This window comes from Mycobacterium pseudokansasii, from assembly GCF_900566075.1.
Classification (GTDB): Bacteria; Actinomycetota; Actinomycetes; order Mycobacteriales; family Mycobacteriaceae; genus Mycobacterium; species Mycobacterium pseudokansasii.
In genome coordinates, this window is record NZ_UPHU01000001.1 from 2,923,392 (window position 1) to 2,939,571 (window position 16,180).

Here is a 16,180-nt window from a genome sequence, read left to right on the forward strand (position 1 = left end):
GCCAGAATGGATTTGCAAACATCTGCATAACCATGCAGAATCGGCTGAATGGCCGATGTGACAAAGGTGGCGGTTGCCGGTGCCAGCGGCTACGCGGGCGGTGAGATCCTACGCTTGTTGCTCGGGCATCCAGCCTACATCGCCGGCCGGTTGACGATCGGAGCGTTGACCGCCGCGGGCAGCGCAGGCAGCGCGCTCGACGAGCATCACCCGCACCTGGTGCCGTTGGCTGAACGAATTCTCGAACCCACGGAGCGCAGCGTGCTCGCCGACCACGACGTGGTGTTCCTTGCTCTGCCGCACGGGTATTCGGCGGCGCTGGCCGCTCAACTCGGGCCGGAGACCCTCATCATCGACTGCGGTGCGGACTTCCGGCTTACGGACGCGGCGGCCTGGGAGCGGTTCTACGGATCCCCGCACGCCGGGAGCTGGCCCTACGGTCTACCCGAGTTGCCGGGTGCGCGGGAACGGCTGAGGAGCGCACGCCGCATCGCCGTTCCCGGGTGTTATCCAACCGCCGCGTTGCTGGCGCTCCTGCCCGCCATGGCCGACGACCTGATCGAGCCTGCCGTGACCGTCGTCGCCGTCAGCGGCACCTCCGGCGCGGGCCGCGCGGCCACCACGGACCTGCTCGGATCGGAAGTCATCGGGTCGGCTCGGGCCTATAACATCGCCGGCGCCCACCGGCACACCCCGGAAATCGCGCAGGGGCTGCGTGCGGTGACCGACCGTGACGTCACGGTGTCGTTCACTCCGGTCCTCATACCAACCTCGCGCGGCATCTTAGCCACCTGCACCGCTCGCAGCCGCGCACCCCTGACGCAATTGCGGTCGGCGTACGAAAAGGCTTACGAAGCTGAACCATTCGTCCATCTGCTACCTGAGGGTCAACTACCCCGCACGGGTGCGGTGATCGGCAGCAACGCTGCGCACATCGCCGTCGCCGTGGACGAGGAAGCCCAGACGCTGGTCGCGCTGGCTGCGATCGACAACCTGGTCAAAGGAACGGCCGGTGCGGCGATCCAATCGATGAACCTGGCGCTGGGCTGGCCGGAAACCGAAGGACTTTCGGTCGTGGGAGTGGCGCCATGACCGAAACACCAACCGCCACAAGGTTACTGCGGGCTCAAGGGGTCACCGCACCGGCCGGCTTCCGGGCCGCAGGCATCGCCGCTGGGATCAAAGCTTCCGGCGGGCCCGACCTCGCGCTGGTCTTCAACGAAGGCCCCGACTATGCCGCCGCAGGCGTCTTCACCCGAAACAAGGTCAAGGCCGCGCCGGTGTTGTGGACCCAGCAGATGCTGACCACCGGCCAGTTGCGCGCGGTGATCCTCAACTCCGGCGGCGCCAACGCCTGCACCGGGCCGGGCGGCTTTCAGGACACCCATGCCACCGCCGAAGCGGTCGCCGCCGCGCTGTCGGACTGGGGAACCGAGACCGGAGCCATCGAGGTCGCCGTCTGCTCCACCGGCCTGATCGGCGACCGGTTGCCGATGGACAAGGTACTCAACGGCGTTCGGGACATCGTGCACGAGATGCACGGCGGGCTGACCGGCGGCGACGACGCCGCACACGCCATCATGACCACCGACACCGTTCCCAAACAGGTTGCGCTGCACCATCAGAAGTGGACGGTCGGCGGGATGGCCAAGGGTGCGGGCATGCTGGCGCCATCGTTGGCCACCATGCTGTGTGTGCTGACCACCGACGCGGTCGCCGAGCCTGCGGCACTCGATCACGCGCTGCGCCGAGCCACCGCCCGCACCTTTGATCGGCTCGACATCGACGGCAGCTGTTCCACCAACGACACGGTGCTGTTGCTGGCTTCGGGGGCCAGCGAATTCGCGCCGTCGCAAGCCGACCTCGATGATGCGGTGCTGCGGGTCTGCGATGATCTGTGCGCTCAAATGCAAGCCGACGCCGAAGGCGTCACCAAACGCGTCACCGTAACGGTAAGAGGAGCAACCAGCGACGACGACGCGTTGACCGCCGCTCGGGTGATCGCTCGCGACAGCCTGGTCAAGACGGCGCTGTTCGGATCCGATCCGAACTGGGGCCGGGTGTTGGCCGCCGTCGGGATGGCACCGGTCACTCTAGACCCCAATCGAATCAGTGTGTCGTTCAACGGAGCAGCCGTCTGTGTTGACGGCGTCGGTGTTCCGGGAGCACGCGAGGTCGACCTGTCAGGTGCCGACATCGACATTACCGTCGACTTAAATGTCGGCGATGGGCAGGCCGCCATCCGGACCACCGACCTGTCGCACGCCTATGTCGAAGAGAACTCGGCCTACAGCTCATGACCCGCGGCCGCGACGATGCAGAGCGAAGCGATGAGGAGGAGCGGCGCTCATGACGATTGAGGCACTGCCCACTCAGGTCAAGGCGCAGGTGCTCGCCGAAGCGCTGCCCTGGCTCAAACAGTTGCATGGCAAGGTCATCGTCATCAAGTACGGCGGCAACGCGATGATCGACGACACGCTGCGGCGGGCATTCGCCGCGGACATGGCATTTCTGCGCAACTGCGGAATCCATCCGGTCGTGGTGCACGGCGGGGGACCGCAGATCACCGCGATGCTGCGGCGGCTGGGCATCGAGGGTGACTTCAAGGGCGGATTCCGGGTCACCACACCGGAAGTGCTCGACGTGGCACGCATGGTGCTGTTCGGTCAGGTGGGCCGCGAGCTGGTGAACCTGATCAACGCGCACGGTCCCTACGCCGTCGGGATCACCGGTGAGGATGCCCAACTGTTCACCGCGGTGCGGCGCAGCGTCACGGTCGACGGCGTGGCCACCGACATCGGCCTGGTCGGCGACGTCGACAAGGTGAACACGGATGCTGTGGTGGATCTCATTGGTGCGCGGCGGATTCCGGTGGTCTCGACGCTGGCGCCGGACGCCGACGGTGTGGTGCACAACATCAACGCCGACACGGCTGCAGCGGCATTGGCCCAAGCGCTGGGAGCCGAAAAGCTGCTGATGCTTACCGATGTCGAGGGTCTGTACACCCGCTGGCCCGACCGCAACTCCTTGGTCAGCGAAATCGACACGGCCACATTGGCGCAACTGCTGCCCACCCTGGAAGCGGGGATGATCCCCAAGATCGAGGCGTGTCTGCGAGCTGTCGACGGCGGCGTGCCCAGTGCACACGTCATCGACGGCCGGGTCAAACACTGTGTGTTGGTGGAGCTGTTCACCAACGAGGGCACGGGCACCAAGGTGGTGGGTGTGTGACACAAACCGAAAGCATGCAACAACGGTGGCAGGCCGTGATGCTGAACAACTACGGCATCCCGCCGATAGCGCTGGCCAGCGGGGACGGCGCCATGGTGACCGATGTGGACGGCAACACCTACGTCGACCTGCTCGGCGGCATCGCGGTCAACGTCCTGGGCCATCGTCACCCGGCGGTCATCGATGCTGTCACCCAACAGCTTTCAACGCTGGGCCACACCTCCAACCTGTATGCCACCGAACCAGGGGTCACGCTGGCCGAAGAACTGGTGGCACTGCTGGGCGCCGAAACCCGAGCACGAGTCTTCTTCTGCAACTCCGGAACCGAGGCCAACGAGTTGGCATTCAAGCTGTCCCGGCTCACCGGCCGCACGAAACTGGTTGCCGCCCAAGAGGCTTTCCACGGCAGGACGATGGGTTCGCTGGCGCTCACCGGGCAGCCCGCCAAGCAGGCGCCGTTTCAGCCGCTACCGGGTTACGTCACCCACGTCCCCTACGGCGACGTCGACGCATTGGCCGCCGCGGTCGACGACGACACCGCCGCAGTGTTTCTCGAGCCGATCATGGGGGAGAGCGGTGTGGTCGTCCCGCCCGAGGGCTACCTGGCGGCCGCCCGCGACATCACTTCACGACACGGCGCCTTGCTGGTGCTCGACGAGGTGCAAACCGGAATGGGCCGCACCGGCGCCTTTTACGCCCACCAGCACGACGGCATCACCCCGGACGTGGTGACCCTGGCCAAGGGTCTCGGGGGTGGGCTGCCGATCGGGGCGTGCCTGGCCGTCGGGCCGGCCGCGGAACTGATGACCCCCGGCCTGCACGGCAGCACCTTCGGCGGTAACCCGGTGTGCACCGCGGCGGCCCTGGCAGTGCTTCGAACGCTGGCGACCGACGATTTGGTCCGCCGCGCCGATGTGCTGGGCAAAACGCTGAGGCAGGGCATCGAATCGCTGGGACACCCGCTCGTCGACCATGTCCGCGGCCGTGGGTTACTGCTGGGCATCGTGTTGACGGGCGAGTACGCCAAAGCCGTCGAGGCGGCCGCCCGCGACGCCGGTTACCTGGTCAACGCCGCCGCGCCCGACGTGATCCGGCTGGCGCCGCCGCTGATCATCAGCGAACAGCAGCTCGACGGCTTCGTGGCCGCACTGCCTGGAATCCTCGACACCGCCGGAGCACAGACATGACCAGACATTTTCTGCGCGACGACGACCTGTCGCCCACCGAGCAGGCCGAGGTTCTCGAGCTTGCCGCGGAACTGAAGAAGGACCCGTTCAGCCGCCGCCCGTTGCAGGGGCCGCGCGGGGTGGCGGTCATCTTCGACAAGAATTCCACCCGCACCCGCTTCTCCTTCGAGATGGGCATCGCGCAACTTGGCGGGCACGCCGTCGTCGTCGACGCCAAGAGCACCCAGCTGGGCCGCGACGAAACTCTGCAGGACACCGCAAGAGTGTTGTCCCGCTTCGTCGATGCCATCGTCTGGCGAACGTTCGGCCAAGACCGCCTCGACGCTATGGCCGGGGCCGCCACGGTGCCCGTCATCAATGGGCTTTCCGACGAGTTCCACCCCTGCCAGGTGCTCGCCGATTTGCAGACCATCGCCGAGCGCAAAGGGTCACTGCGCGGCCTGCGTCTGTGCTACTTCGGCGACGGCGCCAACAACATGGCCCACTCGTTGCTGCTCGGCGGGGTCACCGCAGGTATTCACGTCACCGTCGCGACACCCGGAGGCTTCCTGCCAGACCGGTCAGTGCTGGCCGCCGCCGAAAAGCGCGCTCAGTCGACCGGCGCCTCGGTGACGGTGACCGCCGACGCTGAGACCGCCGCCACCGGCGCCGACGTCCTGGTGACCGACACCTGGACGTCGATGGGACAGGAGGGCGACGGGTTGGATCGCGTCAAACCGTTCCGCCCGTTCCAGGTCAACGCGCGACTACTGGGTCTGGCCGACTCGGAAGCTGTTGTGCTGCATTGTCTTCCGGCACATCGCGGCGACGAGATCACCGACGAGGTGATGGACGGCCCGGCCAGCGCGGTTTGGGACGAGGCCGAAAACCGGTTGCATGCCCAAAAAGCGCTGCTGGTGTGGCTGTTGGAGCGGTCGCAATGACCCGCGACGGCGGATCGAAGGCCGCACCTGAAATCACTCGAGCCGGACGGCAGGCGCGCATCGTGGCGATCCTGTCGACGCAACCGGTCAGCAGCCAAAGCGAACTGGCGGGGTTGCTCGCCGCCGAAGGCATCGACGTCACCCAGGCCACGCTGTCGCGCGACCTCGAAGAGCTCGGCGCGGTCAAGCTGCGGGGCGCCGACGGCGGGGTCGGGGTCTACGTCGTGCCCGAAGACGGCAGCCCGGTGCGGGGGGTCACTGGCGGCACCGGGCGTCTTTCCCGGCTGCTTGGCGAGCTGCTGGTGTCCACCGACGCCAGCGCCAACCTGGCCGTGCTGCGCACTCCGCCCGGCGGGGCTCACTACCTGGCCAGCGCCATCGATCGCGCGGCGCTACCCTACGTCGTCGGCACCATCGCCGGCGATGACACCGTGTTCGTAGCCGCCCGCGAGCCGATGACCGGCGCCGAGCTGGCCTCGGCCTTGGAAAACCTGAAATAAAGGAGTTGGTTCATGTCAGAACGCGTCATCCTGGCATATTCGGGCGGTCTGGACACCTCGGTGGCCATCAGCTGGATCGGCAAGGAGACCGGCCGTGAGGTCGTGGCGGTGGCGATCGACCTCGGTCAGGGTGGCGAGGACATGGAGGTGGTGCGGCAGCGGGCGCTGGACTGCGGCGCCGTGGAGGCCGTCGTCGTCGATGCCCGCGACGAGTTCGCCGAGGGCTACTGCCTGCCCACGATCTTGAACAACGCCCTGTACATGGACCGCTACCCGCTGGTGTCGGCGATCAGCCGACCGTTGATCGTCAAGCACCTGGTTGCGGCCGCACGCGAGCACGGCGGCGGCATCGTCGCGCACGGCTGCACCGGCAAGGGTAACGACCAGGTCCGATTCGAAGTCGGATTCGCTTCGCTGGCACCGGATTTGGAGGTACTGGCGCCGGTCCGTGACTACGCCTGGACCCGGGAGAAGGCGATCGCGTTCGCCGAGGAAAACGCCATCCCGATCAATGTCACGAAGCGCTCACCGTTTTCCATCGACCAGAACGTCTGGGGTCGTGCGGTGGAGACCGGCTTCCTGGAGCACTTGTGGAACGCCCCCACCAAGGACATCTACGCCTACACCGAAGACCCCACGGTCAACTGGAACACCCCCGACGAGGTGATCGTCGGATTCGAACAAGGCGTGCCGGTGTCGATCGACGGTCGATCGGTATCGGTGCTGCAGGCCATCGAACAACTCAACCGCCGCGCCGGTGCGCAAGGTGTCGGCCGGCTCGATGTGGTCGAAGACCGGTTGGTCGGCATCAAGAGCCGCGAGATCTACGAGGCGCCGGGTGCGATGGTCCTCATCACCGCGCACACCGAACTCGAACATGTGACATTGGAGCGCGAGTTGGGCCGGTTCAAGCGTCATACCGACCAGCGCTGGGCCGAGCTGGTGTACGACGGGCTGTGGTATTCGCCGCTGAAGATCGCGCTGGAAAGCTTCGTCGCCAAGACTCAGGAGCACGTGTCCGGGGAGATCCGGCTGGTGTTGCACGGCGGCCACATCGCGGTCAACGGCCGGCGCAGCGCCGAATCTCTCTACGACTTCAACCTGGCCACCTACGACGAGGGCGACACCTTCGACCAGTCCGCCGCGAAGGGCTTCGTCTACGTGCACGGGCTGTCGTCCAAGCTCGCCGCCCGCCGGGACCTCCGGTGACGCACCCTTGGCGAGCAGACACAAAAGCCCCCGACACGCCGGGCGTGGAGGGGCTTTTGCGGCTGCTCGCGGAGAAAAAGTGAGCACCAACGAAGGGTCGCTATGGGGCGGGCGGTTCGCCGGCGGCCCCTCCGACGCACTGGCCGCGTTGAGCAAGTCCACCCACTTCGACTGGGTGCTGGCACCCTACGACATCACAGCCTCGCGGGCGCACACCAAGGTGCTCTTCCAAGCGGGGCTGCTCACCGAAGAGCAGCGCGACGGGCTGTTGGCGGGGCTGGACAGCCTGGCCCACGACGTCGCCGACGGCAGCTTCGGCCCCCTGGTCACCGACGAGGACGTGCATGCCGCGCTGGAGCGCGGTTTGATCGACCGGGTCGGCCCGGACCTGGGCGGCCGCCTGAGGGCCGGCCGGTCGCGCAACGACCAGATCGCCACGCTGTTCCGGATGTGGCTGCGCGACGCGGTGCGCCGGGTGGCCGCCGGTGTGCTCGACGTGGTGCAAGCCCTGGCCCAGCAGGCCGCCGCGCATCCGAGCGCGATCATGCCCGGCAAGACACACCTGCAGTCGGCCCAGCCGATCCTGCTGGCTCACCACCTGCTGGCTCACGCTCATCCATTGCTGCGCGACGTGGAAAGGATCGTCGACTTCGACAAACGCGCGGCCGTGTCCCCGTACGGCTCGGGCGCATTGGCGGGCTCGTCGCTCGGCCTGGACCCGGACGCGATCGCCGCGGAGCTGGGCTTCTCGGCCGCCGCCGAGAATTCCGTCGACGCGACCGCCGCCCGGGATTTCGCCGCCGAGGCGGCGTTCGTGCTGGCCATGATCGCCGTCGACCTGTCGCGGCTGGCCGAGGACATCATCATCTGGAGCACCACGGAGTTCGGTTATGTGACGCTGCACGATTCCTGGTCCACAGGTAGCTCGATCATGCCGCAGAAAAAGAACCCGGACATCGCCGAACTGGCCCGCGGCAAGTCCGGGCGGTTGATAGGCAACCTCACCGGACTGCTGGCGACGCTGAAGGCCCAGCCGTTGGCCTACAACCGCGACCTGCAGGAGGACAAGGAGCCGGTGTTCGACTCGGTAGCTCAGCTGGAGCTGCTGCTGCCGGCGATGGCAGGCCTGGTGGGCACCTTGAGCTTTCACGTCGAGCGCATGGCCGCGCTGGCGCCGGCCGGCTACACGCTGGCCACCGATATAGCGGAATGGCTCGTGCGCCAAGGTATTCCGTTTCGCACTGCGCATGAGACCGCCGGCGCGACGGTACGCGCCGCCGAAGCACGTGGGGTCGGGCTGCCGGAACTCACCGACGACGAATTGGCCGCCATCAGCGCCGATCTGACGCCGCGAGTTCGCGACGTCTTGACCGTGGCGGGCTCGGTGGCGTCGCGCGACGCCCGGGGTGGTACCGCGCCGAGCCGGGTGGCCGATCAACTCAACGTCGTGAACAATGCCACCGACCGATTGCGCCGGAAATTAACGCCCTAGGCGAAACCGCGCTCCGGTCCGTTCTCGGCGGACTAGACTTCTACCGCTAGGTTATCTGATTGAACGTTTCGGCGTTGGTGTTCGTGCTAAAGGGGTGGGACCAATGAGCGTCATCGCCGGTGTGTTCGGTGCTTTACCGCCGTATCGCTATAGCCAGCGAGAACTCACCGAAACATTCGTCAACATCCCGGATTTCCGGGGTTACGAAGACGTGGTTCGGCAGCTGCATGCCAATTCGAAGGTCGACAGCCGTCACCTGGTCCTGCCGTTGGAGACGTACCCGGAGCTGAACGACTTCGGCGAGGCCAACGAGATTTTCATCGACAAGGCCGTCGACCTTGGCGTCGAAGCCCTGATGGGGGCGCTCGACGTGGCTGGGCTGCAGCCCGAGGACCTCGATCTCATCATCACCACCACGGTCACCGGTGTGGCCGTGCCGTCGCTGGACGCGCGCATGGCCGGCCGGGTCGGACTGCGCCCGGATGTGCGGCGGATGCCGCTGTTCGGCCTGGGCTGCGTGGCCGGAGCGGCGGGTGTGGCCCGGCTGCACGACTACCTGCGCGGAGCACCGGACGGCATCGCGGCCCTGGTTTCGGTCGAGCTGTGCTCGCTCACCTATCCCGGATACAAGCCCTCCCTGGCCGGCCTGGTGGGCAGCGCGTTGTTTGCTGACGGCGCCGCCGCGGTGGTGGCTGTCGGAGAGGGTCGCGCCGACCAGGTCGGTGCCGACGGCCCCGACATTCTGGATTCGCGCAGTCATCTCTACCCCGACTCGTTGCGCACCATGGGCTATGACGTCGGCTCGGCCGGGTTCGAGCTCGTCCTGTCCAAGGACCTCGCGGCCGTTGTCGAGCAGTATGTGGCCGAGGACGTCACCGCATTCCTGGCCGGGCATGGTTTGAGCATTCCCGACATCGGTGCCTGGGTGACCCATCCCGGCGGCCCCAAGATCATCAACGCGATCACCGAGAGTCTCAACCTGCCCCCGGAGGCGTTGGAGCTGACCTGGCGTTCCCTGGGCGAGATCGGCAACCTCTCCTCGGCGTCGGTGCTGCACGTGCTGCGCGACACGATCGCCAAACCACCGCCCAGTGGAAGTCCGGGGCTGATGATGGCGATGGGCCCGGGATTCTGCTCCGAACTAGTACTGCTGCGCTGGCACTAATCGACGTGGACTGGCTGCTCGGTCGGGGGGTTGCGGAGGCGGCGTGCCGGTCGCGCCGGTTCTTGGAGTAGCACGAAAGACCGCGTGGTATGGACAGCACCCCAGAACAGCTCATCACGGCCCTGCGCAAGACGCTCAAGGAAAACGAGCGGCTGAAGCGCGAAAACCGTGACTACCTGGCCCAGACGACGGAGCCGGTGGCCGTGGTGGGAATGGCCTGCCGCTATCCGGGTGGCATTGACAGCCCCGAGGGCTTGTGGGAGATGGTGGTTGCCGGCCGCGACGTGGTGTCGGACTTTCCGGCGGATCGCGGCTGGGATCTGGCGAATCTGTATGACCCGGACCCCGACGCGGTGGGCACCTCGTACACCCGCAGCGGCGGATTCCTGGCCGACGTCGCCGGCTTCGACGCCGAGTTCTTCGGCATAGCGCCCAGCGAGGCGCTGGCGATGGATCCGCAGCAGCGGTTGCTGCTGGAGGTGTCCTGGGAAGCCTTGGAACGCACCGGGATCGACCCGACCACCCTGCGCGGCTCGCCCACCGGCGTCTTCGTCGGCGTGTTCCACGGCTCGTATGGTGGCCAGGGCCGGGTGCCCGGCGACCTCGAGAGGTACGGGCTGCGGGGTTCGACGTTGAGTGTGGCGTCGGGTCGGGCGGCGTATGTGCTGGGGTTGGAGGGCCCGGCGGTGTCGGTGGATACGGCGTGTTCGTCGTCGTTGGTGGCGTTGCATTTGGCGGTGCAGTCGTTGCGGTCGCGCGAGTGCGATCTGGCGCTGGTGGGTGGGGTGACGGTGATGGCCACCCCGGCGATGTTCGTGGAGTTCAGTCGGCAGCGTGCGCTGGCGCCCGACGGCCGGTGTAAGGCGTATGCGGGGGCTGCCGACGGCACCGGCTTTTCCGAAGGTGCGGGGGTGTTGGTGGTGGAGCGGCTCGCCGATGCGCGGCGGTGGGGGCATCCGGTGTTGGCGTTGGTGCGCGGTTCGGCGGTCAATCAGGATGGCGCCTCCAACGGGCTGGCGACACCGAATGGGCCGGCGCAACAGCGGGTGATTCGGGCGGCGTTGGCCAGTGCGCGGTTGGGGGTGGCCGATGTGGATGTGGTGGAGGGGCATGGCACCGGGACCATGCTGGGGGATCCGATTGAGGCGCAGGCGATTGTGGCCACCTATGGGCAGCGTGGTGGTGAGTCTGGCAGCGGGCCGCTGTGGTTGGGGTCGATCAAATCCAACATGGGCCATACGTCGGCGGCGGCGGGGGTGGCCGGGGTGATGAAGATGGTGTTGGCGATGCAGCATGGGGTGTTGCCCAAGACGTTGCATGTGGATGTGCCGACGCCGCATGTGGATTGGTCGGCGGGGGCGGTGTCGTTGTTGACCCAGGCGCGGCCCTGGCCGGCTGAGCCGGTGCTGGGTCGGGCGCGGGGCCGGGTTAGAAGGGCCGCGGTGTCGTCGTTTGGGATCAGTGGCACCAATGCGCATGTGATTCTCGAGCAAGCGCCCGCGGATGGTGCGGCGACCAGTGAGCTGGCCGAGCCGGTTACCGGGGTGGTGCCGTGGGTGGTGTCGGCACGCTCGGGGCCGGCGTTGGTCAACCAGGCGCGGCGGTTGTTGGCGTGGGTGGAGCAGCGTCCCGGGTTTGATGTGGTGGATGTGGGGTGGTCGTTGGTGTCCACCCGGTCGGTGTTCGAGCATCGGGCGGTGGTGGTGGGCGCCGACCGGGCGCAGTTGTTGCAGGGTTTGGCCGGTCTTGCCGCCGGTGAGCCGGGTGGCGCGGCGGTGGCCGGCCGCGCCCGGCCGACCGGCAAGATCGTGTTCGTCTTCCCCGGACAGGGCTCGCAGTGGACCGGGATGGGAGCCCGATTGCTCGACGCGTCACCGGTGTTCGCCGAGCAGATGCGCCACTGCGAGAAGGCACTGGGCGAGTACGTGCCCTGGTCGCTGCTCGACGTGGTGCGCGGCACACCTGGAGCGCCCGGGCTGGACCGGGTGGATGTCGTGCAGCCGGCGCTATGGGCGATCATGGTGTCGCTGGCCGAATTGTGGCGATCGGTCGGGGTGGTGCCCGACGCGGTGATCGGCCATTCGCAGGGCGAGATCGCGGCGGCCTGTGTGGCGGGAGCACTGTCGGTGGACGACGCGGCTCGGGTGGTGGCGTTGCGCAGCCGGCTGTTGGTGCCGTTGGCCGGTGCGGGTGGTATGGCGTCGATCGCCTGTCCGCTGACCCGCGCCCGGGAGCTACTGGCCTGCTGCGGTAGCGGACTCAATATCGCTGCGGTCAATGGTGTTTCGACCATCGTCGTCTCCGGAGAAGTGACCGCTGTCGAGGAACTGATCCGGCGATGCGAGGCGGCCGGCATTCGGGCCCGCCGGATCGACGTCGATTACGCGTCGCACTCCGCCCACGTCGACGCCGTCCGGGCCGAACTCACCGCCGCCCTCGCCGGCATCGAGGCCCGATCGGCGCCCATCGCCTTCTTCTCCACCGTGACAGGTCAATTCATGGATACCGCCGGCCTCAACGCCGACTACTGGTACCAAAACATCCGCCAGACGGTGCAATTCGACCGGGCGGTCCGCGCCGCCTTCGACGCCGGATGCCAAGTCTTCATCGAATCCAGCCCGCACCCCGTCCTGACCGTCGCCATTGAAGAGACGTTGACCGAGCACGACTCTGCCGACGCCGACCAACCGATCGTCATCCCGTCTCTGGGCCGCGACGACGGCGGACTGGACCGATTCTGGCTGTCGGCAGCACAGGCACATGTGGCGGGCGTCGGGCTGGATTGGGCCGCGGCGTTCGCCGGTCTGCACGCTCGCCGCGTGGAACTGCCGACGTACGGTTTCGTCCATCGCCGGTTCTGGCTCGCCCAACCCGATGCCGGGCGATTAGATGCGGGGCGTCTGGGGTTGACCGGCGCCGCGCACGGCGTGCTGGGTGCGGTAATCGAGCGGCCCGACTCCGGCGGAGTCGTGCTGACAGGACAGCTATCGGTGACTGCCCAGCCGTGGTTGGCCGACCACGCGGTGGCCGGGGTGGCGCTGTTCCCGGGTGCGGGATTCGCGGAGCTGGCCATCCGGGCCGGCGACGAGGTCGGCTGCGCCACTGTGGCGGAGCTGACGGTGACGGCGCCGCTGCTGTTGCCGACGGCCGGCGCGGCGCAGGTGCAGCTCGTGGTGAGTGACGAAGATGCGTCGGGCCGGCGCAGCGTATCGGTGTATTCGCGCGCTGCCCAACGAGATTCGGCCTGGACGTTACATGCTGAGGCGGTGTTGGCGCCCGGGGTCCTCTCGCCGGGAACAGACTTGTCGGTATGGCCACCGGCGGGCGCAACCCCGTTGGATGTGACCGGCGCATATGGGCGGCTGGCCGCACGGGGCTACACGTATGGTCCGGCGTTTCGCGGTCTGCGGGCGATCTGGCAGCTGGGAGAGGAGATCTTCGCCGAGGTGACCCTGCCCGAGCATGCCGGTCTGGACGTCGGCGGATTCGGCATCCATCCGGTACTGCTCGACGCGGCACTGCATGCGGTGGGTGTCGCCGCCGGGCAGGGCAAGACGGTTTTGCCGTTCTCCTGGCAGGGCGTGTCGCTGCATGCCGCGGGGGCATCTCGGGTACGGGTCCGCCTGGCGCCGGCGGGTGCCGACTCGGTGTCGTTGGAATTGGCTGATGCGGCGGGGTTACCCGTATTGACCGTGCGGAACGTGGCGTTTCGTCCGTTGCCCGACCGGGCGCTGTCCGCAGTCGTGGGTGATGACGGCGGCTTGTTCGAAGTGGCGTGGTCGCCGATAACCGTGGCGCACAACGGTATTGATGAGCCAGCCGCTACGGTGTGGGAGTTGGCTGCCCAGGTGCCGCGGCAGGCGGACGTGGTGATATCGGTACGGGCGGCCACCCATGCGGTGCTGGCGGTGTTGCAGTCGTGGTTGGCCGGCGACGAGGCCGGCGTCTTGGTGGTGCTGACCCATGGCGCGGTGGGTCTGACCGACGACGACGTCTCGGATTTGGCCGGTGCGGCGGTGTGGGGGCTGGTGCGTTCGGCGCAGGCGGAGCATCCCGGCCGGGTGGTGCTGTTGGATTCGGACGGGTCGGTGGATGTCAGCGCGGTAATCCGTTCTGGTGAGCCGCAACTGGTGGCGCGCGACGGTGTGGCCTATCAGGCTCGGCTGCGGCCGGCTGACCCGACGCTTCGGCTGCCGGAGGTCCCGTCTGGGTGGCGCTTGATCCCCGGAGGCGCGGGCACACTCGACGACGTGCAGGTGGGCCCGTATGAACGAAGCGAACTCAGCGCCGGGCAGGTGCGGGTAGCGGTGGCCGCGGTCGGGGTGAATTTCCGTGACGTGCTGGTGGCGTTGGGAATGTATCCGGGCGGGGGCGAGCTCGGCATCGAGGGCGCCGGGGTCGTTGTCGAGGTAGGGCCGGGTGTATCCGGTGTGGCCGTCGGCGACGCGGTGCTGGGGCTGCTGGGCGTGGCGGGACCCGAAGCGGTGGTGGACCAGCGGCTGGTGACCGCGGTTCCGGCGGACTGGCCGCTGGATACGGCTGCCGGTGTCCCGGTGGTGTTCTTGACGGCGTTCTACGGTCTGTCGGACTTGGCGGGGGTGAGGGCCGGGCAGAAGGTGTTGGTGCACGCCGCCGCCGGCGGGGTCGGTATGGCCGCGGTCCAACTGGCTCGGCACTGGGGCCTGCAGGTTTTCGTCACGGCCAGTCGCGGCAAGTGGGATACCCTGCGGGCATTGGGTTTTGACGACGACCATATCGGCGACTCCCGCACCCTGGAATTCGAGGAGAAGTTCCGCCGGACCACCGGCGGCGCCGGAGTTGACGTGGTGCTCAACTCGCTGGCCGGTGAGTTTGTCGACGCGTCGCTACGGCTGCTGAGCCCGGGCGGGCGCTTCATCGAAATGGGCAAAACCGATATTCGCGATCCGCAGACGATCGCCGAGCAGTACCGGGGCGCCGGTTACCGCGCGTTCGATCTGATCGAAGCCGGGCCGGACCGGATCGCGCAGATGTTGGCCCAACTGATGGATATGTTCGCTGCCGGAGAGTTGAAGCCGTTGCCGGCCAAGGCTTTCGATGTGCGGCTGGCCCGGCGGGCGTATCGCTTCGTCAGCCAGGCTCGTCATATCGGCAAGGTGGTGTTGACGGTTTGCGACAGCGCCGGCCGGCTTGCCGGGGGCACGGTCGTGATCACCGGCGGGACCGGAATGGCCGGTGCGGCGCTGGCCCGCCACGTCGTGTCCCGCCTCCGGGTGGCCCACGTGATACTCGTCAGCCGATCCGGGACCCGGGCCCAAGGGATTTCGGAGCTGGCGGACGAGTTGCGGGATGCCGGGGCCGAGGTTTCGGTAGTGGCTTGTGACGTGGCTGACCGTGACGCGGTGGCGGCGCTGCTCGCCCAGGTGCCGCCGCGGTATCCGCTTCGGGGGGTGTTTCATGCTGCCGGGGTCCTCGACGACGGGCTGATCGCCTCGCTGACGCCCGAGCGGATGGATGGCGTGCTGCGCGCCAAGGTGGACGGGGCCTGGAACCTGCACGAGTTGACCCGATATCTGGACGTCTCGGCGTTCGTCCTCTTTTCGTCGATGGCCGGGATCATGGGCACCCCGGGACAAGGCAATTACGCGGCGGCCAACAGCTTCCTCGACGGGCTGGCGGCGTATCGGCGCGCGCATGGGTTGCCGGGATTGTCGGTGGCGTGGGGGTTGTGGGAACAGCCCAGTGCGATGACCGGACACCTGGGGGACCGCGACAAGGCCCGGATGAGTCGGGCGGGGCTGGCAACTCTGTCAACCGGGCAGGCGCTGGAGCTGCTCGACGCCGCAATGGTCGCGGACCGCGGCGTCGTGGTGGCCACCCGGCTCAACACCCGCGCGCTCGGCTCCGACACCACCGCGCCCTCGCTGTTGCTCGGCGAGTTGGCCGCCCGCCGGTCCCGACGCGTCGTCGACGACACCGACACCGCCGTCTCGGCGACGGGATTGATCCTCCGGCTGCGTTCGCTCGGTCCCGAGCAGCGACACCGCGAACTCCTCGACGTGGTCTGTAGCAACGCCGCGACCGTGCTGGGACGCTCCAGCACCGCTGACATCAACGCCCGCGGCGCGTTCCAGGACCTGGGCTTCGACTCGCTGACGGCCGTCGAACTGCGCAACCGGCTGAAAACGGCGACCGGTCTGGCGCTTTCGCCCACCCTGATCTTCGATTACCCCACCCCCGCCGCCCTCGCCGAGCACCTCGACAGCCGTCTGGCCGCCACCCCGGACCGACCCGATCTCCTGGCCCACTGCAACGACATGGCCGGCGAGCTCGACAGGCTGATCGACCGCGGCGACTGGGCACCGGAGGACAAGGCACGGCTGGCCGACCGGCTGCACGCCATCCTGGCCCATCTCACCGCCGACGACGACATCACCACCGCCAGCGAAAGCCAGCTCTTCGCCATCCTCGACGAAGAACTCGGCTCCTGAGTC

At 67.7% G+C, this 16,180-nt stretch carries 9 protein-coding genes and 1 pseudogene; all 10 read left to right on the forward strand.

The window, feature by feature from the left end:
- Window positions 1–32: 32 nt before the first annotated feature.
- The 10 genes and pseudogenes from argC (at window position 33) to EET10_RS13375 (ending at window position 16,177) form a co-directional block, all read left to right on the forward strand.
- A pseudogene (gene argC / locus EET10_RS13330) lies at window positions 33–1,092 on the forward strand (N-acetyl-gamma-glutamyl-phosphate reductase).
- Window positions 1,089–2,300 carry a bifunctional glutamate N-acetyltransferase/amino-acid acetyltransferase ArgJ gene (argJ, locus tag EET10_RS13335; RefSeq protein WP_036403395.1) on the forward strand — a complete coding sequence of 404 codons (1,212 nt, stop codon included), beginning with the start codon at window positions 1,089–1,091 and terminating at the stop codon, window positions 2,298–2,300. The pseudogene argC and the gene argJ overlap by 4 nt, the downstream one beginning before the upstream one ends.
- 49 nt (window positions 2,301–2,349) lie before the next feature.
- Window positions 2,350–3,231 carry an acetylglutamate kinase gene (gene argB, locus EET10_RS13340; protein ID WP_036403393.1) on the forward strand — a complete coding sequence of 294 codons (882 nt, stop codon included), beginning with the start codon at window positions 2,350–2,352 and terminating at the stop codon, window positions 3,229–3,231.
- Window positions 3,228–4,418 (forward strand): acetylornithine transaminase, encoded by a 1,191-nt coding sequence (locus EET10_RS13345; RefSeq protein ID WP_281280024.1) that lies wholly within the window; start codon window positions 3,228–3,230, stop codon window positions 4,416–4,418. The genes argB and EET10_RS13345 overlap by 4 nt, the downstream gene beginning before the upstream one ends.
- Window positions 4,415–5,341 carry an ornithine carbamoyltransferase gene (gene argF / locus EET10_RS13350; RefSeq protein ID WP_036403388.1) on the forward strand — a complete coding sequence of 309 codons (927 nt, stop codon included), beginning with the start codon at window positions 4,415–4,417 and terminating at the stop codon, window positions 5,339–5,341. Before EET10_RS13345 ends, argF begins: the two co-directional genes overlap by 4 nt.
- Complete coding sequence (locus EET10_RS13355; protein ID WP_036403385.1) at window positions 5,338–5,841, forward strand: arginine repressor; 504 nt, start codon at window positions 5,338–5,340, stop codon at window positions 5,839–5,841. Before argF ends, EET10_RS13355 begins: the two co-directional genes overlap by 4 nt.
- 12 nt (window positions 5,842–5,853) lie before the next feature.
- Window positions 5,854–7,050, forward strand: coding sequence for an argininosuccinate synthase (locus EET10_RS13360; protein WP_063467591.1), 1,197 nt, complete (start codon window positions 5,854–5,856; stop codon window positions 7,048–7,050).
- A 79-nt stretch (window positions 7,051–7,129) separates the two neighbouring features.
- The gene (gene argH / locus EET10_RS13365; protein WP_036403382.1) at window positions 7,130–8,542 is read left to right on the forward strand and encodes an argininosuccinate lyase; all 1,413 of its coding nucleotides are present in this window, start codon (window positions 7,130–7,132) and stop codon (window positions 8,540–8,542) included.
- Between the two features lie 103 nt (window positions 8,543–8,645).
- On the forward strand, window positions 8,646–9,707 hold the full coding sequence (locus EET10_RS13370) for a type III polyketide synthase (protein WP_063467592.1): 1,062 nt from the start codon (window positions 8,646–8,648) through the stop codon (window positions 9,705–9,707).
- An 89-nt stretch (window positions 9,708–9,796) separates the two neighbouring features.
- Window positions 9,797–16,177 (forward strand): type I polyketide synthase, encoded by a 6,381-nt coding sequence (locus tag EET10_RS13375; protein ID WP_122502211.1) that lies wholly within the window; start codon window positions 9,797–9,799, stop codon window positions 16,175–16,177.
- Window positions 16,178–16,180: the final 3 nt, after the last annotated feature.